At 63.3% G+C, this 23,763-nt stretch carries 25 protein-coding genes and 2 tRNA genes; 5 read left to right on the forward strand and 22 right to left on the reverse strand.

Features of this window, described 5'->3' with window-relative positions; translation table 11 throughout:
• Positions 1 to 36: 36 nt before the first annotated feature.
• Genes CLU93_RS17210 through CLU93_RS17220 form a run of 3 tightly spaced genes read right to left on the reverse strand, consistent with a single transcriptional unit; the run spans position 37 to position 2,145 of the window.
• On the reverse strand, positions 37 to 759 hold the full coding sequence (locus tag CLU93_RS17210; RefSeq protein ID WP_099762438.1) for an arginyltransferase: 723 nt from the start codon (positions 757 to 759) through the stop codon (positions 37 to 39).
• 60 nt (positions 760 to 819) lie between these two features.
• On the reverse strand, positions 820 to 1,536 hold the full coding sequence (gene aat / locus CLU93_RS17215) for a leucyl/phenylalanyl-tRNA--protein transferase (protein ID WP_099762439.1): 717 nt from the start codon (positions 1,534 to 1,536) through the stop codon (positions 820 to 822).
• 30 nt (positions 1,537 to 1,566) lie between these two features.
• Entirely contained in the window at positions 1,567 to 2,145 is a 579-nt protein-coding gene (locus CLU93_RS17220; protein ID WP_099762440.1) for an NUDIX hydrolase, read from the reverse strand.
• Positions 2,146 to 2,343: 198 nt separating this feature from the next.
• Here CLU93_RS17220 and CLU93_RS17225 point away from each other — a divergent pair.
• Both CLU93_RS17225 and CLU93_RS17230 read left to right on the forward strand, forming a co-directional pair.
• A tRNA-Met gene (locus CLU93_RS17225) sits at positions 2,344 to 2,420 on the forward strand.
• A gap of 142 nt (positions 2,421 to 2,562) precedes the next feature.
• Positions 2,563 to 2,639 (forward strand) — tRNA-Met (locus CLU93_RS17230).
• A 59-nt stretch (positions 2,640 to 2,698) separates the two neighbouring features.
• On the opposite strand, the gene CLU93_RS17235 is transcribed toward CLU93_RS17230, so the two are convergent.
• Complete coding sequence (locus CLU93_RS17235) at positions 2,699 to 3,487, reverse strand: helix-turn-helix transcriptional regulator (protein ID WP_099762441.1); 789 nt, start codon at positions 3,485 to 3,487, stop codon at positions 2,699 to 2,701.
• A gap of 110 nt (positions 3,488 to 3,597) precedes the next feature.
• Between CLU93_RS17235 and CLU93_RS17240 the strand changes: the two genes are divergently transcribed.
• Positions 3,598 to 4,776: an MFS transporter gene (locus CLU93_RS17240; protein ID WP_099762442.1), complete on the forward strand. Its 1,179-nt coding sequence runs from the start codon at positions 3,598 to 3,600 to the stop codon at positions 4,774 to 4,776.
• On the opposite strand, the gene CLU93_RS17245 is transcribed toward CLU93_RS17240, so the two are convergent.
• Positions 4,773 to 7,082, reverse strand: coding sequence for a xanthine dehydrogenase family protein molybdopterin-binding subunit (locus CLU93_RS17245; protein ID WP_099762443.1), 2,310 nt, complete (start codon positions 7,080 to 7,082; stop codon positions 4,773 to 4,775). The two genes, CLU93_RS17240 and CLU93_RS17245, sit on opposite strands and share 4 nt — an antisense overlap.
• Positions 7,079 to 7,555 (reverse strand): (2Fe-2S)-binding protein, encoded by a 477-nt coding sequence (locus CLU93_RS17250; protein WP_099762444.1) that lies wholly within the window; start codon positions 7,553 to 7,555, stop codon positions 7,079 to 7,081. Before CLU93_RS17250 ends, CLU93_RS17245 begins: the two co-directional genes overlap by 4 nt.
• A gap of 149 nt (positions 7,556 to 7,704) precedes the next feature.
• Here CLU93_RS17250 and CLU93_RS17255 point away from each other — a divergent pair, with 149 nt between their 5' ends.
• Positions 7,705 to 7,974, forward strand: coding sequence for a mismatch-specific DNA-glycosylase (locus tag CLU93_RS17255; RefSeq protein ID WP_099762445.1), 270 nt, complete (start codon positions 7,705 to 7,707; stop codon positions 7,972 to 7,974).
• Positions 7,975 to 7,988: 14 nt separating this feature from the next.
• Here the strand turns inward: CLU93_RS17255 and CLU93_RS17260 are convergent, their stop codons facing one another.
• The 5 genes from CLU93_RS17260 to CLU93_RS17280 form a co-directional block, all read right to left on the reverse strand.
• Positions 7,989 to 8,789, reverse strand: a complete 801-nt coding sequence (locus CLU93_RS17260; protein ID WP_099762446.1) for an anti-sigma factor family protein — start codon at positions 8,787 to 8,789, stop codon at positions 7,989 to 7,991.
• Positions 8,786 to 9,313 (reverse strand): RNA polymerase sigma factor, encoded by a 528-nt coding sequence (locus CLU93_RS17265; protein ID WP_099762447.1) that lies wholly within the window; start codon positions 9,311 to 9,313, stop codon positions 8,786 to 8,788. The genes CLU93_RS17260 and CLU93_RS17265 overlap by 4 nt, the downstream gene beginning before the upstream one ends.
• 19 nt (positions 9,314 to 9,332) lie before the next feature.
• Positions 9,333 to 9,698, reverse strand: a complete 366-nt coding sequence (locus CLU93_RS17270; RefSeq protein ID WP_099762448.1) for a COG4315 family predicted lipoprotein — start codon at positions 9,696 to 9,698, stop codon at positions 9,333 to 9,335.
• Between the two features lie 57 nt (positions 9,699 to 9,755).
• Complete coding sequence (locus tag CLU93_RS17275; protein WP_099764440.1) at positions 9,756 to 10,679, reverse strand: DNA-3-methyladenine glycosylase family protein; 924 nt, start codon at positions 10,677 to 10,679, stop codon at positions 9,756 to 9,758.
• 68 nt (positions 10,680 to 10,747) lie between these two features.
• Complete coding sequence (locus CLU93_RS17280; RefSeq protein WP_099762449.1) at positions 10,748 to 11,755, reverse strand: XdhC family protein; 1,008 nt, start codon at positions 11,753 to 11,755, stop codon at positions 10,748 to 10,750.
• Positions 11,756 to 11,853: 98 nt separating this feature from the next.
• Here CLU93_RS17280 and CLU93_RS28235 point away from each other — a divergent pair, with 98 nt between their 5' ends.
• The gene (locus CLU93_RS28235) at positions 11,854 to 11,994 is read left to right on the forward strand and encodes a hypothetical protein (protein WP_162835767.1); all 141 of its coding nucleotides are present in this window, start codon (positions 11,854 to 11,856) and stop codon (positions 11,992 to 11,994) included.
• Between the two features lie 32 nt (positions 11,995 to 12,026).
• On the opposite strand, the gene CLU93_RS17285 is transcribed toward CLU93_RS28235, so the two are convergent.
• The 11 genes from CLU93_RS17285 to CLU93_RS17335 all read right to left on the reverse strand — a co-directional run bounded on the left by CLU93_RS17285 (position 12,027) and on the right by CLU93_RS17335 (position 23,632).
• Positions 12,027 to 13,130 carry a M48 family metallopeptidase gene (locus tag CLU93_RS17285; RefSeq protein WP_099762450.1) on the reverse strand — a complete coding sequence of 368 codons (1,104 nt, stop codon included), beginning with the start codon at positions 13,128 to 13,130 and terminating at the stop codon, positions 12,027 to 12,029.
• A 10-nt stretch (positions 13,131 to 13,140) separates the two neighbouring features.
• Positions 13,141 to 13,590, reverse strand: coding sequence for a dUTP diphosphatase (gene dut / locus CLU93_RS17290; protein ID WP_099762451.1), 450 nt, complete (start codon positions 13,588 to 13,590; stop codon positions 13,141 to 13,143).
• Positions 13,591 to 13,609: 19 nt separating this feature from the next.
• Positions 13,610 to 14,830 (reverse strand): bifunctional phosphopantothenoylcysteine decarboxylase/phosphopantothenate--cysteine ligase CoaBC, encoded by a 1,221-nt coding sequence (gene coaBC / locus CLU93_RS17295; RefSeq protein ID WP_099762452.1) that lies wholly within the window; start codon positions 14,828 to 14,830, stop codon positions 13,610 to 13,612.
• Positions 14,831 to 14,847: 17 nt separating this feature from the next.
• A complete protein-coding gene (gene lspA / locus CLU93_RS17300) occupies positions 14,848 to 15,357 on the reverse strand; it encodes a signal peptidase II (RefSeq protein ID WP_099762453.1) in 510 nt (169 codons plus the stop codon).
• Between the two features lie 183 nt (positions 15,358 to 15,540).
• Complete coding sequence (gene ileS / locus CLU93_RS17305; protein WP_099762454.1) at positions 15,541 to 18,441, reverse strand: isoleucine--tRNA ligase; 2,901 nt, start codon at positions 18,439 to 18,441, stop codon at positions 15,541 to 15,543.
• Between the two features lie 81 nt (positions 18,442 to 18,522).
• Positions 18,523 to 19,494 (reverse strand): bifunctional riboflavin kinase/FAD synthetase, encoded by a 972-nt coding sequence (locus tag CLU93_RS17310; protein WP_099762455.1) that lies wholly within the window; start codon positions 19,492 to 19,494, stop codon positions 18,523 to 18,525.
• A 206-nt stretch (positions 19,495 to 19,700) separates the two neighbouring features.
• Positions 19,701 to 20,912 carry a hypothetical protein gene (locus tag CLU93_RS17315; RefSeq protein WP_099762456.1) on the reverse strand — a complete coding sequence of 404 codons (1,212 nt, stop codon included), beginning with the start codon at positions 20,910 to 20,912 and terminating at the stop codon, positions 19,701 to 19,703.
• Between the two features lie 78 nt (positions 20,913 to 20,990).
• Entirely contained in the window at positions 20,991 to 21,422 is a 432-nt protein-coding gene (locus CLU93_RS17320; protein ID WP_176741207.1) for an ExbD/TolR family protein, read from the reverse strand.
• Positions 21,423 to 21,527: 105 nt separating this feature from the next.
• The gene (locus tag CLU93_RS17325; RefSeq protein WP_035821469.1) at positions 21,528 to 21,956 is read right to left on the reverse strand and encodes an ExbD/TolR family protein; all 429 of its coding nucleotides are present in this window, start codon (positions 21,954 to 21,956) and stop codon (positions 21,528 to 21,530) included.
• Positions 21,957 to 21,959: 3 nt separating this feature from the next.
• Positions 21,960 to 22,889: a MotA/TolQ/ExbB proton channel family protein gene (locus CLU93_RS17330; protein ID WP_165829526.1), complete on the reverse strand. Its 930-nt coding sequence runs from the start codon at positions 22,887 to 22,889 to the stop codon at positions 21,960 to 21,962.
• Positions 22,890 to 22,975: 86 nt separating this feature from the next.
• A complete protein-coding gene (locus CLU93_RS17335; RefSeq protein ID WP_034754161.1) occupies positions 22,976 to 23,632 on the reverse strand; it encodes an energy transducer TonB in 657 nt (218 codons plus the stop codon).
• Between the last annotated feature and the right edge of the window lie 131 nt (positions 23,633 to 23,763).

A 23,763-nucleotide genomic window follows, 5' to 3' on the forward strand; every position in this document is an offset into this window, starting at 1 on the left:
AGGGTCCGACCCCGGCCCTTCACCGTTGGGTTTAATTTACAGGATCACCCACTGCCCCTTGATGCGCGCTTCCAGCGGCTTGAAGTTGGTTTTATATGCCATCTTCGGGCTTTGTTCTATCCAGTAGCCCAGGTAGATGTAGGGCAGGTTCAGTTCGCGCGCCTGGGCGATTTGCCACAGCACGTTGTAGGTGCCGTACGAGGCGCCCGGCACGTCGGGATCGAAGAACGTGTAGACGGACGACAGGCCATCGGCCAGCACGTCGATGATGCTGACCATGCGCAGGATGCCGTCGGTATCGCGAAACTCCACCAGGCGGGTGTTGACCCGGCTTTGCAGCAAAAATTGCGCGTACTGGTCGCGGCTGTCCTGGTCCATGCCGCCGCCCGCGTGGCGCGTGCTCTGGTAGCGCAGATACAGCTCGTAATGCTCGTCGAGGAAGGACAGGGTGGCCACGCCCGCCTGCAGGTCGGCGTGCCGGCTCCAGGCGCGGCGCTGGTTGCGGTTGGGCGCGAACGATTGCGCCACCACGCGCACGGGGATGCAGGCCTGGCAGCCGTCGCAATACGGCCGGTAGGTGAAGATGCCGCTGCGGCGAAAGCCGTTGCGCACCAGTTCCGAATACACGTCGCTGTTGATCAGGTGCGAAGGCGTGGCCACCTGCGAGCGGGCCTGGCGGTCGTCCAGGTAGCTGCACGGGTAGGGCGCCGTCGTGTAGAACTGCAGGGTGGCAAACGGTAGTTCGTTCAGGTGCGTCATGCTGATCCTGTCTGGTCTGGCCGCAGCAATGGATGTCTGTGTGAAGCTATCATAGCTTTTTTACGCCGCTGGCGCAGCATGCCAATCGGTGATTTGCGCAGCTTCAATGGCGACGCGCACATGCGCCAGGAAGCGCGCGCGCGAAATGGGCGCCGCGCCCAGCGAGGCCAGGTGTTTTGTTTCTTGCTGGCAGTCAATCATGGTCACGCCGCGCGCTTGCAAAAAGCGCACCAGCTGCGCCAGCGCGATCTTCGAACCATCCGAGACGCGCGCGAACATCGATTCGCCATAGAACATGCGCCCGATCGACACGCCATACGCACCGCCCACCAGTTCGCCGTCCAGCCACAGTTCCGACGAATGCGCGTAGCCGAGCTTGTGCAAGCCCGTGTAGCCGGCAATGATCTCGTCGGAAATCCAGGTGCCGGGGCCATCCTTGCGCGGCGCCGCGCAGGCGCGCATGACGGCGTCGAAATCGCCGTCGAAGCGCAGCTGCCAGCGCCCGTCCGTGGCGGCGCTGCGCTCGACCTTGCGGATGGCCTTGGCCAGGCTGTCGGAGACCTTGAAGTCCTCCGTCATCAGCACCATGCGCGGATCGGTGCTCCACCAGAGTATGGGCTGGCCCTCGGAAAACCAGGGAAAGATGCCGTGCCGGTAGGCGTCGAGCAGGCGCGCGGGCGACAGGTCGGCGCCGGCCGCCAGCAGGCCGGGCGCTTCATCGGTGAGGGCGCGCGAGACGTCGGGAAAGGGGGTGTGGATATCGAGCCAGGGAATCATGCCATCGCAATGGTAATGGGGTGGATGGGCTTACTCGGCATCCGGGCGCGCCATCGGGCGCGTGATGTCGCCCGTATGGACGCCATAGCTGCCGCCTTCGCGGATTTTCACGCGGTCGGCAAAGAACAGTTCCAGGGTGGCGCGGATGGTGGGGAAGGCCAGGTCATCCCAGGGAATCTGCGCTTCCGTAAACAGCTGTACCTCCAGGCTTTCGATGCCCGGTGCGAAATCGAGGTCGCGCAAACGCGCCAGGTAGAACAGGTGCACCTGGTGCACGCGCTGCACGTTGAGCAGTGAAAACAGGGGCCCCAGCTCGATATTGGCGCCTGCTTCCTCCACCGTTTCGCGCTCGGCCGCGTCGGATGTCGATTCATCGTTTTCCATGAAGCCGGCCGGCAGGGTCCAGTAACCGAGGCGCGGCTCGATGGCGCGCTTGCACAGCAAGACCTGCAGCTGGCCATCCTCTTCCCACACGGGAATCGAACCGACCACCATTTTCGGGTTCTGGTAATGGATGGCGTCACAGTTGGCGCAGACATAGCGCGGACGGTTGTCGCCTTCCGGAATGGACAGGCTGACAGGATGGGCGCATTCGGAGCAGAATTTCATGGGCAGGCTTGGAGTAGGGATGGCATCGGGTAAGTCGATAGTGTAACGCTTACTGTACACCGATTGCGTGCGGCGTGGCGTGACAGGCGGACACCATGCCAAGCGGCAATTGGCCGACCTATTTAATTAAATGGCTCTATTGCAGTCTAAGTTGAGATAGTTATTGCCTAAGTCACCCGTTTGCCCTTATAATTCGAGTGCGGGGTGGAGCAGTCTGGCAGCTCGTCGGGCTCATAACCCGAAGGTCACAGGTTCAAATCCTGTCCCCGCAACCAATACCGGAAAGCCGCTGATTCTTGCAAAAGATCAGCGGCTTTTTCCATTGCTGGCCCGCGGCAAGCTCCGGCAGACGGGGCAGGAATGAGATTGTCAATTCTTGCCCTTTACGCGGCGCAACAATCTGGTATATAATTCGAGTGCGGGGTGGAGCAGTCTGGCAGCTCGTCGGGCTCATAACCCGAAGGTCACAGGTTCAAATCCTGTCCCCGCAACCATTTCGAAGCCGCTGGTTCCTCGCAAGAGGGCCAGCGGTTTTTTCGTTGTGCGGTAGTGTTTACTCTTGCACCTGGCGCGCATACACGACCAGCCGCAAGTGGCGCTCCGCATCGATGGTCAGCGAGGTGTGTTCATACGCGACCTGCGCGCCGTCGATTTCCAGGCGGCGCACGCCGTCGCACGGCGCATGCACGTCGTGGCGGCGCCACCACTGCTTGAATTCAGGCGAGACCTTTTCCAGTTCCTCCACCAGCGCGTGGATATCGGCTTCCTGCGTGGCGCGCGCGTAGTCGCGGCGAAAGCTCGACAGCATCAGCGGCGCCTGCTCTTCCCAGCCGGCGAAGCGCGAGCGCAGCAGCGGATCGGTAAACAGCAGCCACAGCAGATTGCGCCGCGCGGCGGCATGCGCGCCGAAGCCAAACAGGGCGTCCGCGCCCGCATTGAACGCCAGCACGTCCCAGCGCAGGTTGAGCACATAGGCCGGATGCGCCAGCTCGTGCATCAGGCGGCGCACCAGCGGCGGCACCACGCAATACGTCTTGCCCTCTTCGGCCGGTGGACGCGCATGCGCCAGCAGGAACAGGTGGCGGCGCTCGCCCCCGTCCAGTTTCAGCACTTCGGCCAGTTTGTCGAGGAAGACGCTGGAGACGCCGATCTCGCGCCCCTGCTCCAGCCAGGTGTACCAGGTCAGTCCCACGCCGGCCAGCGCCGCCACTTCTTCGCGGCGTAAACCCGGCGTACGCCGCCTTCCACCGCCGGGCAAGCCCACGTCTTCGGGCGACAGCCGCGCGCGCCGCGCCTGCAGGTAGGCGGCCAGTTCGTGGCGGGTGCGGGCCAAAGTGCGCATGCTGCGGTCTCTCCTGTGAACCTGTTGCTATCAGTAATAGCATAAACAGTTAAATTGTAATTGTTTATATTGTATTCCAGAATGCCTGCTTTCTTCCCGAAAGCTTGCCCATGTCTGACTATTCTTCCTCCCGTGCCGTTCTTCCCCTCACCGTCTACCTGATCGCCGTGGGCGCGTTCGCGCTGGGCATGGCCTCGTATGTGACGGCGGGCTTGATGCCGCTGATCGCCAGTGCATTTTCCATCTCGCTGGCGATGGCCGCGCAACTGGTGACGGCATTTACCCTGGCCTATGGCCTGGGCTCGCCGCTGGTCGTGGCCTTGCTGCCGGCGCGCGCGCAACGCTCCGGCCTGTTGCTCGCCCTGGCCGTGTTCGTGCTGGCGAACGGGGCCAGCGCGCTGGCGCCTGGATTTGCCAGTTTGCTGGCTTGGCGGGCCATTGCCGGCATCGGGGCCGGTGTCTACCTGGCGCTGGGTATCGCGGCGGCGGCGGGCGTGTCGGCGCCGCAGCAGCGGGGCAAGGCCATCGGCGTGATCATGGGCGGCATGGCGGGCGGTACGGTGCTGGGCGTGCCATTGAGCCTGTTGTTGGCGCAGCAGCTGGGCTGGACGGCGGCCCTGTGGCTGGTCGCCGTCCTCGGTGCGCTGGCGCTGGCGGGCTTGCTGTGGCAGCTGCCTGCGCTGCCGGTGGCGCAGGCCATTTCGCTGCGCCGCAAGCTGGCCTTGCTGGGCGATGGGCGGGTGCTGCTCATTCTGCTGGTGTCCCTGCTGGCGGCCGTCGCCAGTCTGGGCATGTACACGTTTATTGCGCCGCTGCTGGCGTGGTCCGCGCACGGCGCAGCGGTTTCCAGCACGCCGTTCCTGTGGGCGTGGGGCGTGGGCGGCATCGCAGGCAGCGTGCTGGTGGGGCCATGGGCGGACAAGGTGGCGGCGCCGAAACTGAGCTGTTTCATCTTGCTGCTGCTGGCGCTGGCCCTATGCGTGCTGCCGTTGGCGGCTGGCTGGGCGGCCTGGCTGATGCTGGCGCCCATTGCGTTGTGGGGCGCGGCTGGCTGGGCCCTGCAAGTGCCGCAGAACCAGCAGTTGCTGGCCGTGCGCGCGCGGCAGGGCGACGGCAACCTGGCCATCGCCCTCAATGAATCGGCGCTGTACCTGGGCAGCGCCATCGGCGCCGCCACGGGCGGGCTGCTGCTCCTGCTGGACTGGCCCATGTGGCTGCTGGCGGCCGGTGCCGCCTTGGTCGCCGCCATGGCCCTGCTGCTGCAGTTGCCCGCCGCGCGGCGGACTTAAGCCTTTTTCGCCAGCTGCATGCCGACGGGCAGGGCGCGGATGCGCTTGCCCGTGGCGGCGAAGATAGCGTTGCACAGGGCCGGCGCAATGGGCGGCGTGGCCGGCTCGCCCACGCCGCCCAGTTCCATGTCCAGAGTGCCGGGCACCAGGTGCGTGTGGATTACGTGCGGCGCATCGGCGGCCCGCAGCACGGCATAGTCGTGGAAATTGCTTTGCTCGACCCGGCCATTCTTGAAACTGATTTCTCCGCTCATGGCCAGGGACAGGCCCATGATGCAAGCGCCTTCGATCTGCGAACGCACGCGGTCCGGGTTGATCTGCGGGCCGCAATCCATGGCGATATCGACCCTGGGCACGATGACTTCACCGGCCGCGTTGATCTCCACCTCGATCACGGCCGCCACATAGGTGACAAAGCTGTAGGACACGGCCAGGCCCAGTCCCCGGCCCTTGGGCAGCTTGCGGCCCCAGCCCGCCTTGGCTGTCGCCAGCTCGATCACGTGGCGCATGCGGCCTATGTCGACCGGATACTTCGCCGGGTCTTCGCCATAGTTCCAGCCATCGGACAGGTCGGCCGGGTTGATCTTGCGCGCAGGTCCTAGCAGTGCCAGCAGGTAGTCGCGGTGGTCCCGCTTTGCCGCATGCGCCAGTTCGGCCGTAAACGACTGGATGGCAAAGGCGTGCGGGATGTTCGAGACGGAACGGAACCAGCCGATGCGCGTGTGGGCCGGCACTTCCGGCACTTCGACGCGGATGTTCGCAATCGCATACGGCACATTGATGGCCGACATGCCCAGCTCGAATGGTGCCTGCCTGTTCGCGCCGGCGGCAAAGGTCGAGGTGATGGTGGGCGCGGCCGTGCGGTGCAGCCAGGCGGTGGGATGGCCTTTGGCGTCCAGCGACGCTTCCAGCCGCTCGACGGACACCGTGTGCAAGTAGTCGTGTTGCAGGTCGTCGTCGCGCGTCCATGTCAGCTTGACGGGCGCGCCGTCCATGGCCTTCGACAGCAGCGCCGCCTCGACGGCGAAATCGGGTTTCGATTTGCGCCCGAAGCCGCCGCCGAGCAGGGTCACGTGGACGGTCACGTCGTCATACGCCAGCCCCAGGGCCTTGGCCACGTTGCTGCGTGTCGCTTGCGGCGCCTGCACGCAGGCCCACACTTCTGCTTTTCCATCGGCGATGCGCACGGTGGCGGCGGGCGGTTCCATGGTGGCATGGGCCAGGTGGGGCAGATAATACTCAGCACTGAATTTTCGCGCAACGGGAGCGGCGGCCAGGGTGGCCACCGTCTTGCCCTGGTCGCGCGCCGGGCTGGCCGGCTGGCGCACGGCCGCTTCCAGCGTCTTGCGGAAAGCCTTCGAATCGTAGTCGCCGTTCGGGCCATCCTCCCATTCCAGCACCAGCGCTTCGCGGCCCTTGATGGCGGCCCAGGTGTTGCTGGCGATGACGGCCACGCCACCCAGCGGATTGAACATGGCCGGCGGCGGACTGCCCGCCAGTTCGACGATGCGCAGCACGCCAGGCACCTTCAGGGCCGCCGTCTTGTCCACGCTTTTCAGCTTGCCGCCAAATACGGGCGGACGGGCGATGACGGCATACGCCATGCCATCGAGACGCGTGTCGATGCCAAAGTGGGTGTTGCCCGTGACGATGTCGTGCAGGTCGATGCCGCGTGTGCTGGTTTGCCCAATGTAGCGCAGCTCGCCCGCCGTTTTCAGACTGATGCGCGCGCGCGGCGGCACCGGCAATTTGGCCGCTTCTTCGGCCAGGGCGCCGAACGACAGGGAGCGTCCGCTGGCCGCATGCACGACCGCGTGGTTGACGGCTTTGACTTCCGTCACGGGCACGTCCCAGCGCACGGCAGCAGCCGTTTCCAGCATCAAACGCGCCGTGGCGCCCACGTGGCGCATGGCGCGGAACGAGTGGCGCATGCTGCGCGAGCCGTCCGTATCCTGGCTGCCGTAGCGCGCCTCGTCGGCGGGCGCCTGCTGCACGCGCACCTGCGCCCAGTCGGCGCCCAGTTCGTCGGCCGCCACCATGGGCAGGCTGGTGCGGATGCCCTGGCCCATTTCGGAGCGGTGCGCCACGATGGTGACGATGCCGTCGGCGCCGATCGACAGGAATACGAGGGTGTCGTCGACCACGCCGCCGGCCATCTTGTCGCCGCCGTATTTGACGGCGTCGGCTGCCATCACCAGGCCGGAAGGGCCGGCCACCAAAGTCAAACCGGCCAGCGCGCCGGCAGCCTTGAGCCAGTTGCGCCGCGCAGGCGAAGCGGGGGCGGGGATGTTTTCAAGGATGCTCATTTGGCTGCTCCTTTCGCGTTGATGCTGGTCGCGGCCTGCTTGATGGCTGCGTGGATGCGCGTGTAGGTGCCGCAGCGGCAGATATTGCCGCTCATCGCTTCGCGGATTTGCTTGTCGTTCGGCGCCGGCGTCTTGTGCAGCAGGGCCGTGGCCGACATGATTTGGCCAGCCTGGCAATAGCCGCATTGCGGTACGCCGTGTTCCTGCCAGGCTTGCTGTAGCGCAAAGCCGACCTTGTCTTCGCCCACCGCTTCGATGGTGGTGATGCGCTTGCCGGCCGCGGCCGACACGGGCGTCACGCAGGAGCGGATGGCCTCTCCATCGAGGTGCACGGTGCAGGCGCCGCACAGGGCCATGCCGCAACCGAATTTGGTGCCGGTCATGCCCAGTTCGTCGCGCAAGGCCCACAGCAGGGGCGTGTCTTCAGGCAGTGCAAGGTCGTGCTGCTTGCCATTGATGGTCAGGGTCGTCATGTTTATTCCTCTGTGGGGGATGGTGCGGGAAAGCGCGACGGCCATCCGCCATACGGATGAGCGCATCAGTACGGGATGGTAGCACCGCCCGCCCTGCGCTGCAGGACATGGGGCAGGTGGCATACTGCGCTTCTGATAGCGGAGTTTTCATGACATACCTCACAACGGCTCCGGGCTTGCCCGGCATCCTGGCTCCCGGCTTGCAAGTGGTCTTTTGCGGCCTCAATCCCGGTGTGGACGCGGCGGCGGCAGGCCACCATTTTCTCGGCCGCGGCAACCGCTTCTGGCCCGTATTGCACCTGGCCGGCTTCACGCCGCATCTGGTGGCGCCGCAGGACGATGCCAGCGTGCTCGATTTCGGGCTGGGTTTGACGGCGGCCGTCGGGCGCCCGACCAGACGCGCGCCGGCGCGGCAATAGCGGCTATCCGTGGCTCAGCGATGTGCCTCCAGCTGCGCATACACGGCGTCGGCGATCTTGCCCAACGCGGCTTTCGGTAGCCTGGCCGAGAGGGCGTAGCCCATCTGGCCATCGATCCAGTAAAACACGCCCAGGTCCTTTTCCTGCGTGTAGCGGAACGCCGTTTCCTGTTTGCCGGCCCGCTCCCTGGCCACGTACAGGGTCAGGCGCTTGCCAGTGCCCTCTTCGTACATGAATTGCGCGACGGGACCGTCGCCATCGCCGGGCAGCAGGCGTCCGCCGATCAAGTGATAGCCGAGCGGCGACAGCACGGGCGGCTGCAATTTGCTGCCCAGGCGTTTCGACAGCCATTGCACCAGGTGCGCCTCCTGTTCGACCCCCACTTCCACGGGGTGGCGCACCTCGGGCGTGTAGACGGCATGGGCGATGGCGGCGCTGCGCGCCAGGGCCAGGGGGCTGGCGCTGGCGGCCCGCATGTCGCCGCTGTCGCCGCCATCGCCGCGCAGCAGCCAGCCGCCCGCGCCGCCGGCGATGACCAGCACGATGGCCGCTGCTGCCTGCATGGCGTGGCGCTGCCAGGCGCCGTTCGCCGCCGGTGGCGATGCCGCCTGCATAAGGCGCGGCGGCACGGCTTCGTCCAGCACGGGGTCGAACAGCGCGCGCAATTGCCGGTTCTGTTCGCGCCAGGCATCCACCCTGGCGGCGTCCTGCGGATGCGCACGCAGGTGGGCGTCGATGGCCGCGCGCTGCTCTTCCGGCAGGACGCCGTCGGCCAGGGCGTGCAATTGCGCTTCGCTGATGGCTTGCCTTGTCATTTCACGACTTTCAGGGTGGGTGGGCCGCTGTCCTGGCTGCCGGCAGGGCGGCCATCGAGCAGGGCGCGCAGCCGGTCGCGTCCGCGCGACAGGCGCGACATGACGGTGCCGACGGGAATGTCCAGGGTGGCCGCCACCTGCTCGTACGGCAGCTGTTCGAGCGCGACGAGCAGGATCACTTCGCGCTGCCCCAGCGGCAGGCGGGCCAGCGCCGCATCCATTTCGCCGATGGCGATGGCTTGCCCCGGCGTCCGCTCAGGGGCGGGCAGCAGGCTGTCGTCGTCCAGTTCCTGCAGCGCCAGTCCGGGGCGGCGCAGCTGGTCCAGGTGCAGGTTGTGCATGATGGAGAACAGCCAGGGCCGCATCTCGCCGCCGCGCTGCCACTGACCGAGCTTGCGCCAGGCCCGCTCCACGGTATCCTGCACCAGGTCGTCCGCGTGCACGGCGCCCACCAGCGCCCGCGCATAGCGGCGCAGGCCCGGCAGGCAGGCTTGCAGCTGGCGGCTGTCCTCTGGCGTGGTCATCCTGGCGGCGGGAAGGGGCTTAGGGCTTGACGACGTGCCACACGTTCTTGAAGTTGTCGCCGGCGACATCGCCCGGCTTCTTGTCTTCCTTGTACAGGTACAGTGGCTTGCCCTTGTAGGTCAGCTGCATGGCGCCGTTGTCTTCGCGCTTGATGCTGCCATACGGGGCGGCGGGCGCCGCGTCGGTGGCGATGACGGCGGGCCAGGCCACCAGGCAGCCGCCGCTGCAGGCGCTCTTGCCGCTGTCGGCGACATCCTTGTCGAACACATACACGGTCATGCCTGTGGCGTTGACCAGCATGCCGTTGGCGGGCATGACGTCGGCGGCGAAGGCCAGCGGGGTGGACAACAGGGCGGCGAGGGTGGCGATAGCGGTAAGGCGCATGATGGTCTCCTTGAGGTTTTGGGGGCTTGCAAGGGATAGACGCATGCTACTCGCCGTTTATTCCCGCACAGGCAAAATATTTTTTGCCGGCGCATGCAGGCTGGCCCACAGGTGGGCGGCCGCCATGGTGCGGTGCGGCGCATACTGGCGCAGCCACTGCTCCGTGCGCGCCATGTCCGGTTTGCTCTCTTCTCCGAGCAGCTTTTGCAAGGCGGCGCGGATGGCCACGTCGCCGTGCAGCGAGCAGTCGGCATAGCCATAGCCGCGCAGCAGCGCGTAGTTGACGGTCCACGGGCCGATGCCCTTCACGGCCAGCAGCGCCTGCGACATGGCCGCCACGTCGCCGGAGGGGGGCAGCTCCAGTGACAATGCTCCCTCGTCGACCAGGCGCGCCAGGCGCAGCACGGTATCCGCCTTGGCGCGCGAGAATTTGCGGCTGGTCAAATCCTCGACGGACAGGCGCGTCACGTCACGCGCCTCCGGGTAGCACCATAAGCCGCTGCCGTGCCGGCGTCCCGCCTGCAGAATAAACGTGCGGCGCAGGGAAATGGCGAACGGCAGGTTGATCTGCTGGCCGATGATGGCCCAGGTCAGCGCCTCGAAGGGGCTGGCCGATTGCACGATGCGCAAGCCCGGATTGAGGCGGATCAAAGGCGCCAGCAGCGGGTCGGCGGCGGCCAGTTGCGCGAATGGCTGCGGGTCGATGCGCAGGCCGAGGATGTTGAGCAAGGCGCCGTGCAGCGGCGTTTGCATTTCGGCGACGGTATTGTCATTGCCGTCGATCTCGGCGCGGCAGATGGCCGCAGCGTCCGTGAACGCCACATCCAGCACGACGGCGCTGCCACGCAGCAGGATGCCCTTGCGCAGCCCCGTCGGCGTGACTTGCTCCGCCACGGCTTCGCCGTCGCGGCTGTGGAAGGCGATGACATCGTCGCGGCGGTAGCCGGCGGGCAGGGGCAGGGTCCAGTGCAGCAGGGTCATGGTGGCCAAAAATCAGGGAAGGTAGCAGGGGCGCGCCGCTGGCGCATCTTGTTTCTTGCTTTCAGGCTTCAGCGCACGCAGAGGTCCGGGTTGGGCGGCGTCAAGGCGGCCGCGTGCTGGATCTGCAGCGCGTCGGGCACGCCATTTTTGACGGCCGTCAGTTCGGCCAGGATGGAAATGGCGATTTCGGCCGGCGTCTTGCTGCCGATGTACAGGCCGATGGGGCCGTGCAGGCGCGCCAACTGTTCGGCGCTGACGTCGAACTGCAGCAACCGCTCGCGGCGCTTGGCGTTATTCGCGCGCGAACCGATGGCGCCGACATAAAAAGCCGGGGATTTCAACGCTTCCATCAGTGCCAGGTCATCGAGCTTGGGATCGTGCGTGAGGGCGACGACGGCGCTGCGGCTGTCGAGCTTTAAATCCAGTACGAGGTCGTCGGGCATGGCGTGCAGCAGGGGCACGCCGGGCACGTTCCAGCCGCCCCGGTATTCTTCGCGCGGGTCGCAGACGATGACGTGGTAATCCATGGCCGTGGCAATTTGCGCCACGAAGCGCGACAGCTGGCTGGCGCCGATGATCAGCAAGCGCCAGCGCGGGCCGTGCTGCGTGGTGAGCACGGCGTTTTGCAAGGCCAGCACGGCGCCCGGCACGGCGGTGCGCAGGGTGACGGCGCCGCTGTGCAAGTCGAGCTGGCGTTCGACCAGTTCATGCGCTTCCAGGCGCGCCAGCATTTCGGCCACGCGGCTGTCCGCATGCAGCGGTTCGATGGCCAGTTCGATGGTGCCGCCGCAGGGCAGGCCGAAGCGGTGTGCCTCGTCCGCGCTGATGCCGTAGCTGACGATTTCGGGCTGCGTGCGCACGATGCCGTGTGTGCGGACGGTGTCGATCAGGTCATCTTCGATACAGCCGCCGGAGACGGAACCGACCACCGTGCCATCGTCGCAGATGGCCAGCGTGGCGCCCACGGGGCGGGGGCTGGAACCCCAGGTCTTGATGACGGTGACGAGTTCGCAGCGGTGGCCGGCAGCGAGCCAGGCGGCGCTGGTTTTCAGAACTTCAAGGTCGATGCTGTCCATGGGGTGCGCGAGTGATGCCGCATGTTTGCGGCAAAGTATGGAAAAGTATTCAAGATTGTGGATATACTACCTGCTCCACCACCCTGCGGAGAATTTTCATGTCCAATGAAGTCAAGACGCAAGAAGAGGGCATTCCCAAGTTCGGCAAGCTGCTCATCGTCCTGTTTCTGGCCGTGGTGTTCTGCGGCGCCCTGACCTGGATTATGGGCACCTACTTCCCGAACTTCCCGGGCGCCTGAGCAACCCCGGTTTTGTCAGGCGCCTTTGGTATTTAGGGCTTCAGCGGCTTCTTTGCAGCCTGCTTGGCGCGCACGTCGGTGACGGCGCGGTTGATGGCCGCCATGCGTGAGTTGGTACCCGGATGCAGGGCCGTGTAGCCGTTGGCGACTGTCGCCGGCACTTGCGTGGCCAGGCGCTGCCAGAAGCGGGCGGCGTTGTCGACGTTGTAGCCGGCGCGCGCCAGCAGGTAGATGGCCAGGGTATCGGCTTGTACGTCGAGTTCCTGCGGCATGGCCTTGATGCCGGCGGCGCCCGTCAGCATCGATACGTCGGGCTGCACGGCGCCCAGGCTGTCGATGATGCTGCCGGCCGTACCGGCCGTGCGCTGGCTGCGCGCGTGATCGAGGATGTTGTGCGCCATTTCGCGGGCGATCACGAAGGCGATGCCTTCGTCGTTTTGCGCCGCATTGAGCATGCCGCGCGTGAGCATGATGCGCGCGCCGTCCGAATACGCGTTGATATTGTCCGCATTGCCCAGGGCGACGCGGAAGGCGCAGGCGCGCGTGACGGGAATTTTCAGGTCCTGCGGCTGGCCGTCGCGGGCGATGGTCATGTTCAGGCTGGCGCTCTTCGAGGCCAGCGGGCCGACGATGGCGGCGAACGGGCCTTCCGCCTTGGGACCGGCCGGCAGCGGCTTGCCTTCCGCAGCCAGCAAGCCGTCGCCCTTGCGCAAGCCGGCGCGCGCGGCGCCGCTGCCAGGCAGCACGCCCGAGACCTGCATCTGTTCGCCATAGCCGAGGGCTGCCTGCGCCGCATCGGCATAGATGCCAGGGTAGGAATACTTGTTCTGCGCCGTGAAGCCCAGCAGGTTGCGTGCATACGTCTTGCACAGGTCCGCATTGTTGATCAGCAGGGGCGCCGAGACTTTCGACAGGCGGTCCTGCAGCGCCACCATCTTCACCAGTTCTTCCTGCGCTGCCTTTTGCTGCGCCGTCGGCGCGGGCGCATCGGGCGCCGGCACGACGTTGAACGGGCCGCTGACAGTCGTCGTCGGCGTGGTGCAGGCAGAGAGAAGGGCAACGCAGGCCACCAGCAGTGGCGAGGCCAGATGGCGCAGCGAAGTCGGGGCTGAGATCAGATGGCGGAAACCTGGCATAAGAAATTCCTTAATGTTTTCCGGTGCTGCCGAAACCGCCAACACCGCGTTCGCTGTCGCCGAATTCCTCGACGACGTTAAAGCCCACTTGCAGCACCGGCACGATAATCAGCTGCGCCAGGCGTTCCATGGGATTGAGCGTGAAAGCGCTCTGGCCCCGGTTCCAGGTCGATACCATCAGCTGGCCCTGGTAATCGGAATCGATCAAGCCTACCAGATTCCCCAGGACGATGCCGTTTTTATGGCCCATGCCGCTGCGCGGCAAAATCATGGCCGCATACGACGGGTCGCCGATGTGGATGGCCAGGCCGGTGGGAATGAGCACCGTCTGGCCCGCTTCGATGGTGATGGCTTCGTCGATACAGGCGCGCAAATCGAGGCCGGCGCTGCCCGGGGTGGCGTAGGCCGGCAGCAGTTCTTGCATGCGGGCGTCGAGGATCTTGATGTCGATATTTTTCATTAATTTAGAACGTAAGGGGTTACTTGAGGAGCGAGTTTTTTGCCAGCCGCTTCGAGATTTCCGAAATCAGCTGGCGCGCCAGGTTCAGTTTCGAGGCGCGCGGCAGCACGGTATGGCCTTCTTCATCGAACAGGATGATGGTGTTGTCGTCCTGGCCAAACGTGTTGTGGCCGATATTGCCGACCAGCAGAGGAATGCCTTTTTTCTCGCGCTTGGTCGAGCCGAATTCCACCAGGTTTTCCGATTCGGCGGCAAAGCCGACGCAGTAGGGATAGCCAGCCAGGTTGGTGCGTGCCGCCACGGTGGCGAGGATGTCGGGATTTTGCACGAACTGCAGTTCGGGCACGGAGCCGTCGGCCTGCTTTTTCATCTTCTGGTCGCTGGCGTTGGCGACTCGCCAGTCGGCCACGGCGGCCACGGCGACGAAGACATGCTGGCCGTCGACGTGGGCCAGTACCGCATCGTGCATCTGCTGCGCGCTTTGCACGTCGATGCGGCGCACGCCGAAGGGCGCGTCCAGGGCCGTGGGGCCGGAAATGAGCAGCACCTCGGCGCCCGCTTCGCGCGCCGCGCGCGCCACTGCATAGCCCATCTTGCCCGAAGACAGATTGGTGATGCCGCGTACGGGGTCGATGGCTTCAAAAGTCGGGCCGGCCGTGACCAGCACGCGTCTGCCCGCCAGGACTTTCGGCTGGAAGGCGGCGATCAGCTCCGTCAACAGCTGTTCCGGTTCCAGCATGCGGCCCAGGCCAACTTCGCCGCAGGCCTGTTCGCCGGCGGCAGGGCCGAACAGCTTGATGCCGTCGTCGCGCAGCTGCTGCACATTGCGCTGCGTGGCGGGGTTCTGCCACATTTCCACGTTCATGGCCGGCGCCACCAGCAGGGGCAGGTGGGCCGGGCGGGCCAGGCACAGGGTCGACAGCAGATCGTCGCACACGCCGTGCGCGAGTTTACGCATAAAGTCGGCCGAACACGGCGCGATCAGGATGGCATCCGCATGGCGCGTCAAATCGATATGCGCCATGTTGTTATCGATGCGCGCATCCCACTGGCTGGTGTGCACGGGGTGGCCCGACAGGGCCTGCATCGTCACGGCCGTGATGAAGTGGCTGGCCGCATCCGTCATCACCACCTGCACCGAGGCGCCAGACTTGGTCAGGGCGCGGCACAGTTCCGCCGCCTTGTAGCAGGCGACGCCGCCCGAGAGTCCCAGGACGATTTTTTTGCCGGACAATTCCATGCCGTTCTCCTGCGTGTTTATTTGTTTACCCGGCGCAGCTCATCGATGATGAACAGGGCCGCGCCGATGCAGATGGCGCTGTCGGCGATGTTGAAGGCGGGGAAGTGGCCCCAGCTTTTCCAGTGGAAGTCGAGGAAGTCGACCACGTGGCCGTACATCAGGCGGTCGATGGCGTTGCCCAGCGCGCCGCCCAGGATCAGCGCCAGGGCCCAGCAGAACATGCGCTGGCCGGCGTGCTTTTTCAGCAAATAGATGATGTAGACGGCTGCCACGAGGGCGATGGCGGTGAAGAAATAGCGCTGCCAGCCGCCCTGGTCGGACAGGAAGCTGAACGCGGCGCCCTTGTTATACGCGAGCACCAGGTTGAAATACGAGGTGATGACCATTTCCTGCGCATAGCGGAAGGTCTTCAGGATCGTGATCTTGGTGATCTGGTCGAACAGGATGACGATGGCGGCAATGCCCAGCCAGGGCACCAGCGACGCTGAGGAGGACGATTTCGATGAAAAACGGTTTTTAGTGGCCATATTTTTCCAGGGAAGATAAAGCCGCCGCCTGGTGGCAGGCGGCGGTTGGACTCATAACATACAACGACGGGCAAAATCGTAGCGAGCGGCAGCGAGTTGTGGCCGAGACGCGCAGCTGTACTTTAGTACAGCGAGCATCGCAGGCCGCAAATCGCGACGCGCAGTAGATTTTGACGACGTTGTTTAGGCGAAGCGGCGTTTCTCGCCCGCGCCAAACAGGTTGCTGACGCAGCGGCCGCACAGCGTAGCATGCGCGGCGTCCGTGCCCACGTCGCTACGGTAGTGCCAGCAGCGCTCGCACTTCGGCGCCGTCGACGCGGCCACGACCACTTCCTCTGCCGCTTCGTCGCTCACTTCGGCCACGCTGGCCTGCGAGGTGATGAAGACGAATTTCAAGTCCTCGCCCAGGGTGGTTAACAGCTTGTACTTCATCGGCGCGGCCTTGATCGTCAGTTCCGCCTGCAGCGACGAGCCGATGGCGCCCGAGGTGCGCAAGTCTTCCAGCTGTTTTGTGACGTCCGTGCGCACGGCGCGCAGGGCCGTGTATTTCTCCAGCAGGTCGGCCGCATCCGACACTTGCGGCAGCTGCCACCAGGTTTGCGTGAAGATGGTTTCATCGCTGGCGGCATACGCTTCCGCGCCGGCGAAGACGGCCCATGCTTCTTCGGCCGTGAACGACAGGGCCGGGGCCATCAGGCGCAGCAGGCTTTGCGTGATATGCCACAGGGCCGTTTGCGCCGAACGGCGCGCGTGCGACGTCAAACCGGAGGTGTACAAACGGTCTTTCAGGATATCCAGGTAGAAGCCGCCCAGGTCTTCCGAGCAGTACGTCTGCAGCTTCGACACCACCGGCTGGAATTCGTAGCGCGCGTAGTTGTTTTCGATCTGCTGCTGCAGCGAGGCCATGTTGGCCAGCGCATAGCGGTCGATTTCGAACATTTCCGCCACCGGCACGGCATCCGTGGCCGGATTGAAGTCCGAGGTATTGGCCAGCAGGAAGCGCAGGGTGTTGCGGATGCGGCGGTACGCTTCCGTCACGCGTTTCAGGATCTCGTCGGAGATCGACAGCTCGCCCGTGTAGTCGGTCGAGGCGATCCACAGGCGCAGGATGTCGGCGCCCAGGGTGTCCGAGATCTTTTGCGGCGCCAGCGTGTTGCCCAGCGATTTGGACATCTTCTTGCCTTCGCCGTCGACCGTGAAGCCGTGCGTCAGCAGGGCTTTATACGGCGGACGGCCGTTCAGCATCGACGACACCAGCAGGGACGAGTGGAACCAGCCGCGATGCTGGTCCGAGCCTTCCAGGTACAGGTCGGCCGGGAATTGCAGCTGCGTCGAGTGCGAGCCATGGCCTTGCGGGCCGCCCAATACCGTCTGGTGCGTGGCGCCGGAATCGAACCATACGTCGAGCGTGTCCTTGTTCTTGGCGTAGATGGCCGCTTCGTCGCCGATCAGGTCTTTCAAGTCCAGCGCCTGCCATGCCTCGATGCCGTCTTTTTCGATCAGCTTGGCCACTTGCTCCAGCAGTTCCGGCGTGCGCGGATGCAGGTCGCCCGTTTCCTTGTGCACGATGAAAGCCATCGGCACACCCCACTGGCGTTGGCGCGACAGGGTCCAGTCGGGACGGTTGGCGATCATGCCGTGCAGGCGCGCCTGGCCCCAGTCCGGGAAGAACTCGGTCTCGGCGATGCCTTTCAATGCCGTCTCGCGCAGGGTCGGGCCGCCGTCTTTCGGCGTCACGTCCATGCCGGCGAACCACTGCGAGGTGGCGCGGTAGATGACAGGCTTTTTATGACGCCAGCAGTGCATGTAGCTGTGGTCGAACATCTTGACTTCGAACAGGGCGCCCGCTTCTTTCAGGGCGGCGCAGATCGGCTTGGACGCGTCCCAGATGCTCATGCCGCCGAACAGGGGCAAGGTCGAAACGTAATTGCCGTCGCCCATGACGGGCTTGATGATGTCGTCGTCCTTCATGCCGTGCGCCTTGCACGAGATAAAATCGTCCACGCCATACGCGGGCGCCGAGTGCACCACGCCCGTGCCGCTTTCGGCGGTCACGTAGTCGGCCAGGTACATCGGCGACAGGCGGTCGTAGAAAGCATCCGATGCGTGCAGCGGATGGCGGAAGCTGATGCCTTCCAGCGCGGCGCCGTCGCAGGTGGCGATCGTCGTGCCATCGAGCTTGTAGCGCGCCAGGCAGGATTCGACCAGGTCTTGCGCCAGGATCAGCAGCAAAGGCTGGCCGTCGCGCGAGGTTTCGACCAGCGCGTATTTCAATTCAGGATGGACGTTCAGTGCCTGGTTCGACGGGATGGTCCAAGGCGTGGTGGTCCAGATGACGACGAAGCCGTTCTCGGTCGGCAGTGTCGGCAGATTGAAGGCTTTGGCCAGCTTGTCGAATTGGGCGAACTTGAAGCCAACATCGATGGCCGGGTCGCGTTTGTTTTCGTATTCGATTTCAGCTTCCGCCAGCGCCGACTGGCAATCAAAACACCAGTTGACCGGTTTCAGGCCACGGTAGACATAGCCTTTTTCCAGCAGCTTGCCCAGCGCGCGCAACTCGTCGGCTTCATTGCCGTGGGCCATGGTCAGGTACGGGTTATCCCACTCGCCCAGCACGCCCAGGCGAATAAAATCCTTCTTCTGGCGCTCGACCTGCACGTTGGCGTAGGCGCGGGCCTTTTCCAGCACCTCGGCCGTCGGCAGGTTCTTGCCGTGCAGTTTTTCGATCTGGATCTCGATCGGCATGCCGTGGCAATCCCAGCCCGGTACATATGGCGCGTCGAAGCCGGCCAGCGAGCGCGATTTGACGACCATGTCTTTGAGGATCTTGTTGACGGCGTGGCCCAGGTGGATGTCGCCATTCGCGTACGGCGGACCGTCATGCAGGATGAATTTAGGACGGCCGGCTGCTGCCTTGCGCACGCGCTCGTAAATCTTCTTGTCTTGCCATTGCTGTACCCATTGCGGTTCGCGCTTGGCCATGTCGCCGCGCATCGGGAACGGGGTTTCCGTCATGTTGACCGGGTATTTGCTTTCAGGCTTCTTGTTCTGCTTGGGCGTGGCTGGCTTGTTTTGATCGGACATAATCTTCTTTAATGGTATGGAGTCTATTTTTGTAGCGGGTTTGCGGCGGCAGGCGCCGCCAGGCGGCGGAGTTGGCCGGCGTCAAATTCGGTCGGTAGCGGTAATGGCGCCGCTGCGTTGCTCAAAATAGGCGCGCGCCTGGTTCGAGTCGCGCTCGATGGCGGCCGTCAGGGTGGGCAAGTCGTCATACTTTTCTTCGTCGCGCAGTTTTTGCAAAAACTCCACGCGTACCAGCTTGCCGTAACAGGATTGATTGAAATTAAACAGATGCACTTCCAGCAAGACGCGGCCGCTGTCGTCGACGGTAGGGCGCACGCCCAGGCTGGCCACGGCCGGCAGCGGCGTTGAGGCCAGGCCGTGCACTTGCACGATGAAGATGCCGGACAGGGCGGGGCGGTGCGCCACGCGCAGGTTCAGGGTGGGAAAACCCAGGGTGCGGCCCAGCTTCTGGCCGTGGATCACATGGCCGGAAATGGCGTACGGGTGGCCCAGTAACTGCGTGGCCAGCGGGAAATCGCCGGCGGCCAGGGCCAGGCGCACTGCGGACGAGGAGATGCGCGTGCTGCCATTCATGACGGTGGGCAATGTTTCTACGTGGAAACCATGTTCGCGGCCCGCTTCCTGCAGCATGGCGACGTCGCCGGCGCGCCGGGCGCCATAGCAGAAATCGTCGCCGACCATCAGCCATTTCACGTGCAAGCCGTCGACGAGGACTTTTTGCGTGAATTCCTGCGGCGTCAAGGCGGCAAATTGCGCGCTGAAGTGCTCGACGACGACTCTGTCGATGCCGGCGTCGTCCAGCGATTGCAGCTTGTCGCGCAGGTTGGCGATGCGCTGCGGCGCCTTCGACAGGTCGCCCGCGCGCTGCGCGAAGAATTCGCGCGGGTGCGGTTCGAATGTCATCACGGCCGCTTCAATGCCGAGTTCGGTCGCCGCGCCGCGCACGCGCGCCAGCAAGGCTTGATGGCCGATGTGGACACCGTCAAAATTGCCGATGGTCAGAGCGCAAGGCGCTCGTGCCTGGGCATTGGGAAGTCCGCGGAATACCTTCATAGGAATCTGATGAAAACTGTGCCAAAAGGGGGATTATACGGACTGTTTCAGGGATGCACACCCGGCAGGGCTGGCGCAGGGCGAATTTCACTGCTGAAATAACAAAAAGCGTTGCCGGCGGGTGTGCTGGCAACGCTTTTCGGGAACTAACGGCTTGACAACATGTTCAGGGCGAGACGCGGCAACAACGCCCTGGACGTGTTGTCTTACTTGTTCATGAGGGTCCAGTAGCGGGCCAGGTCAGCCGCGCCATCCGTGCCCTTGACGGCCTTGAACGCCGTCGTGGCATTGGACTTCTTGCCGGCGTGCATGTAGGCGATGCCCAGATGCAGCTTGGCTTCTTCCGCGTACTTGGCGGTGCCCAGTTTCACGGCATCATTCATCAAGCCCAGGCCCTTGTCGGCCTGGCCATCGTAGACCAGGGCGAAGCCCAGCTTGCTCAAGCTGTCGGCGTCCTTGTTCTTGACGTATTCCGCTTCCGACTTGGCGGCGCCGGCTTTCAGGTCGGCCTGGGTTTTCAGGGCCAGGTCTTTCAGGCGCTGGTGACGCGGTGCGTCGGCGCCGGTGCCCAGCACGCCTTTTTTGTAGCCCTGCTCGATGATGCTCAATGCTTCACCTGGATTGCCTGCTTGCAAGGCCAGCTGGCTGATTTCCATGTATTCGGACGGCTTGGTGAACAGGCCGTTGGCCAGGCGCAGGCGCTGGACATCCAGGCTCAGGCGTTGCGAGAAGCCAGGTTTGCCCGAAACGCGGTTCAGCAGGTCGGCCCAGTAGCTGGTTTTCGGATAGGCCGAGGCCAGTTTTTCCAGGGTGGCCACATAGCCGGCCTTGTCGTTTTGCTTCAACTGGATGTTGGCCAGCATTTGCAGGCTCGCTTCCGAGTTGCCGCCGCGCGATTGCAGTTCTTTCGCCGCTTCGGCGTAGTTGCCGCTGACGTAGTAGGTCTGGATCAGCAGTTCGCGCATCTGTGGATCTTCGCGGTCTTTCAGCGAGCGTTTGATCCAGGTGATGGTGTTCGGCCAGTCCTTGGCGCGGTAGTACATGCCTGCCAGCGCTTGCGTGAATTTGGGGGCTTCGGCGGCGCTCAGGCGGCCGGAATTGATGACGGCTTCGAAAGCCTTGATGGCGGTGCCGTTATCGCCGGCGGCAGCAGCGGCCGAGGCGCGTACGCGCTCGATCTGGTAGCTTTCAAAGGCGGTCTTGCCGCCGACGCTGTCAGCTTCGCGCAGCTTGGCCAGCGCTTCCTTGTTTTTGCCGCTGCTAGCGAGTTTTTGCGCTTCTTGCAGTGGCTTGCCCACTTCGGCACGCACGGTGTCCGCGGCGTATGCCAGCGAGCCCAGGCCGATTACGGGAGTTGCTGCGGTAAAACCGATAGCGGCCATGACGAGGCCGAGATGAGCGAGACGAAACTTGGACATAAGAAAGTCTTTCAGTAAAAAGCGAATAGGCAGGAAGTCCTGCCTATTCGGATGTAAAGAGAACCTGATTGCTGCAGCTTACTGGAATTGCTCGTTGCCGACCAGACCGATTTTGGTCACGCCCAGACGCTGCGCCGACGCCATCACACCGGCGACGACTTTGTATTCCACCAGCTTGTTCGGACGCAGATGCACTTCCGGCTGGTCTGCTTGCGCAGCAACGTTGCTCAGCTTGGCTTCCAGCGAAGCGCGGTCAGGAACGACCTGATTGTCCCACAAGATCGTACCGTCAAAATCGACATCGATCGTGACGACCACTGGTTCGGTTGTCGGTGGCGGCGGGGTGCCGACCGGCATGTTCAAGTTCACCGAGTGGTTTTGCTTAGGAATCGTGATGATCAACATGATAATCAGCACCAGCATCACGTCGATGAGGGGCGTCATGTTCAGTTCCATCATTGGTTCCGGATCCGCGCCTGGAGCGCTTCCCGAACCGACATTCATACTCATAGTGTTTCCTTTAAGAAGTCCAACGAAGCACCGGGCGAAACTGCCGCCCGGCAAGCTTCCTTCAGCGGCGCCCCTGTGTTGCCGGGGCGCCGCTGTCAGTCGCTATCAGCTCTTGTCAGGTGGTTCGGTGATGAAGCCGACCTTCTGGATCCCGGCACGTTGGGTCGTGTAAATAACCCGGCCGATCGATTCGTAGCGTGTTTCTTGGTCGCCACGAACGTGTACTTCCGGCTGCGGTACTTTCACTGCTTCAACTTTAAGATAATCGAACAGCTCGTTCGTGTCTTTCAGTCTGGTCTGGCCCAGGTAAATCTCGCCGTCCTTGTTAACAACGATGTTAACGTTTTGCGGCTTGGTTTGCAGGGCCTGGTTCGTCTCAATCGGCAGATCGATTTTCTGCAGCTTGAGGACAACCGGACTCGTAATCAAGAAAATGATCAGCAAAACCAACATGATGTCGACAAGCGGCGTCGTGTTGATTTCTGACATTACCTGATCTTGTTCTCCGCTGTCGGAGCCGACGGACATCGACATGACTTATCCGATCTTTTTAGCGCCGGCAGCACGGCCAGCTTCGCTGGTCGACATGGCGCCGGAGATCAGTACCGAGTGAACGTCGGCGCTGAACGAGCGGATGTCTTCCATTGCGGTTTTATTACGACGCACCAGCCAGTTGTAACCCAGAACGGCAGGAACAGCGACCAGCAGACCGAAAGCGGTCATGATCAGTGCTTCACCAACTGGACCTGCCACTTTGTCGATCGATGCGTTACCGGTCATGCCGATAGCGGTCAGTGCGTTGTAAATACCCCAAACGGTACCGAACAGACCGATAAACGGTGCGGTCGAACCAACGGTTGCCAGGAACGACAGGCCATCTTGCAGACGCGATTGGACTTTGTCCGAAGCGCGCTGGATCGACATCGTCACCCAGGTCGACAGATCGATTTGTTCCAGCAGGGCGCCGTCATGGTGTGCTGTTGCCTTGGTGCCCGATTCAGCGATGAAGCGGAATGGCGAACCTTCTTCCAGGGTTGCCGAACCAGCAGCGATCGAAGGTGCTTTCCAGAATTTGGCAGCGGCTTCTTTAGCTTGCTTGAAGATCTTCATTTGATCGATCAGCTTGGTGATGATGATGTACCAGGTACCGATCGACATGATGACCATGATGATCAGGGTGGCGCGTGGCACGAAGCCGCCGTCCCACACTGCTTGCAGGCCGAACGGGTTGTGCACTTCTTCGGTTTTGGCTGGAGCTGCTGCGTCAGCGGCTGGAGCTGCTGCGTCTGCTGCTGGAGCAGCGGCATCTGCTGCAACTGGTGCTGGTGCAGCGTCTGCCGCAGGAGCCGAAGCGGCAGCCGATGCTGGCGCGTCAGCGAATGCCGGAGCTGCTACCAGAGCGGTAGTGGCGGTAACGGACAACAGAACCGCGGCAAAAAATGCGGACAAACGGGTATTCTTAAACATGCTTCCTCCAAAATTAAAAATAACAGATCGCTGAACGTAATGACAACGAAATCATGGTGTGAGACAGGGGATAACTGTCTCGGGTGTTAATCCAGCGACCAAACGTATTGCATTTGCTGCCAGCCTTGTTCCGGCTTGCCGTCAACTGTTGCCGGCTTAAATGTACAGCGGCTGATACCTTGCACTGCAGCTTTGTCCAGGTCTCTGAAGCCGCTGGACTTCACGATCTTCGAATCAGCGACCTTGCCGTCCACACCGATCAGGAACGACAGTGTCACCACACCGGTTTCCTCATTGCGCTGCGACGACTTTGGATAAGCCGGTTTTTCGCAGACACTGAAGTCAACCACGGCCGGTGTACGCACCGATTTGGCTGGTCCAGGAGTTGGCGCAGGCTGTGCAGGCGGCGCTGGCGGTGCCAATACATTCGTCGCTGGCTTCACGGCAGTCGTATTTGCAATCACGTTCTGCTGTGGTGGCGGCTGCTGCACGTTCACCTCGACTGGCGGAATGAATGGCGGCGGTGGCGCTTTCATTTCTGGCGGCGGTGGTGGCGGTGGAAGATCCTTCGGTGGAGGCGGTTTGACTTCCTCGATAATCTTGGTTTCAACCGGTTCCATCATTTTGGTGACCAACCGCTTGCCCAAGCCCGTCACGATCCCGTAAGCCGCGAGAACGTGCAGCAGGACAACGATAGTGATGCCTGTGTAGTTCTTGGGACTTTTCTCGTTCGAAAAATTCATGCCTGCTTTCTCCAAATACCATCTCTTGTCTTGCAACTGAACCCCAAAATGACGACACAAAGCTCCAGCCGTATCCGGGACGTCGCCGAATTATACATACGAATTCTTTATTTTACACAGATTTTTAACGC

Origin of the sequence: Janthinobacterium sp. 35 (genome assembly GCF_002754575.1) — a bacterium.
GTDB lineage: Bacteria > Pseudomonadota > Gammaproteobacteria > Burkholderiales > Burkholderiaceae_D > Janthinobacterium > Janthinobacterium tructae.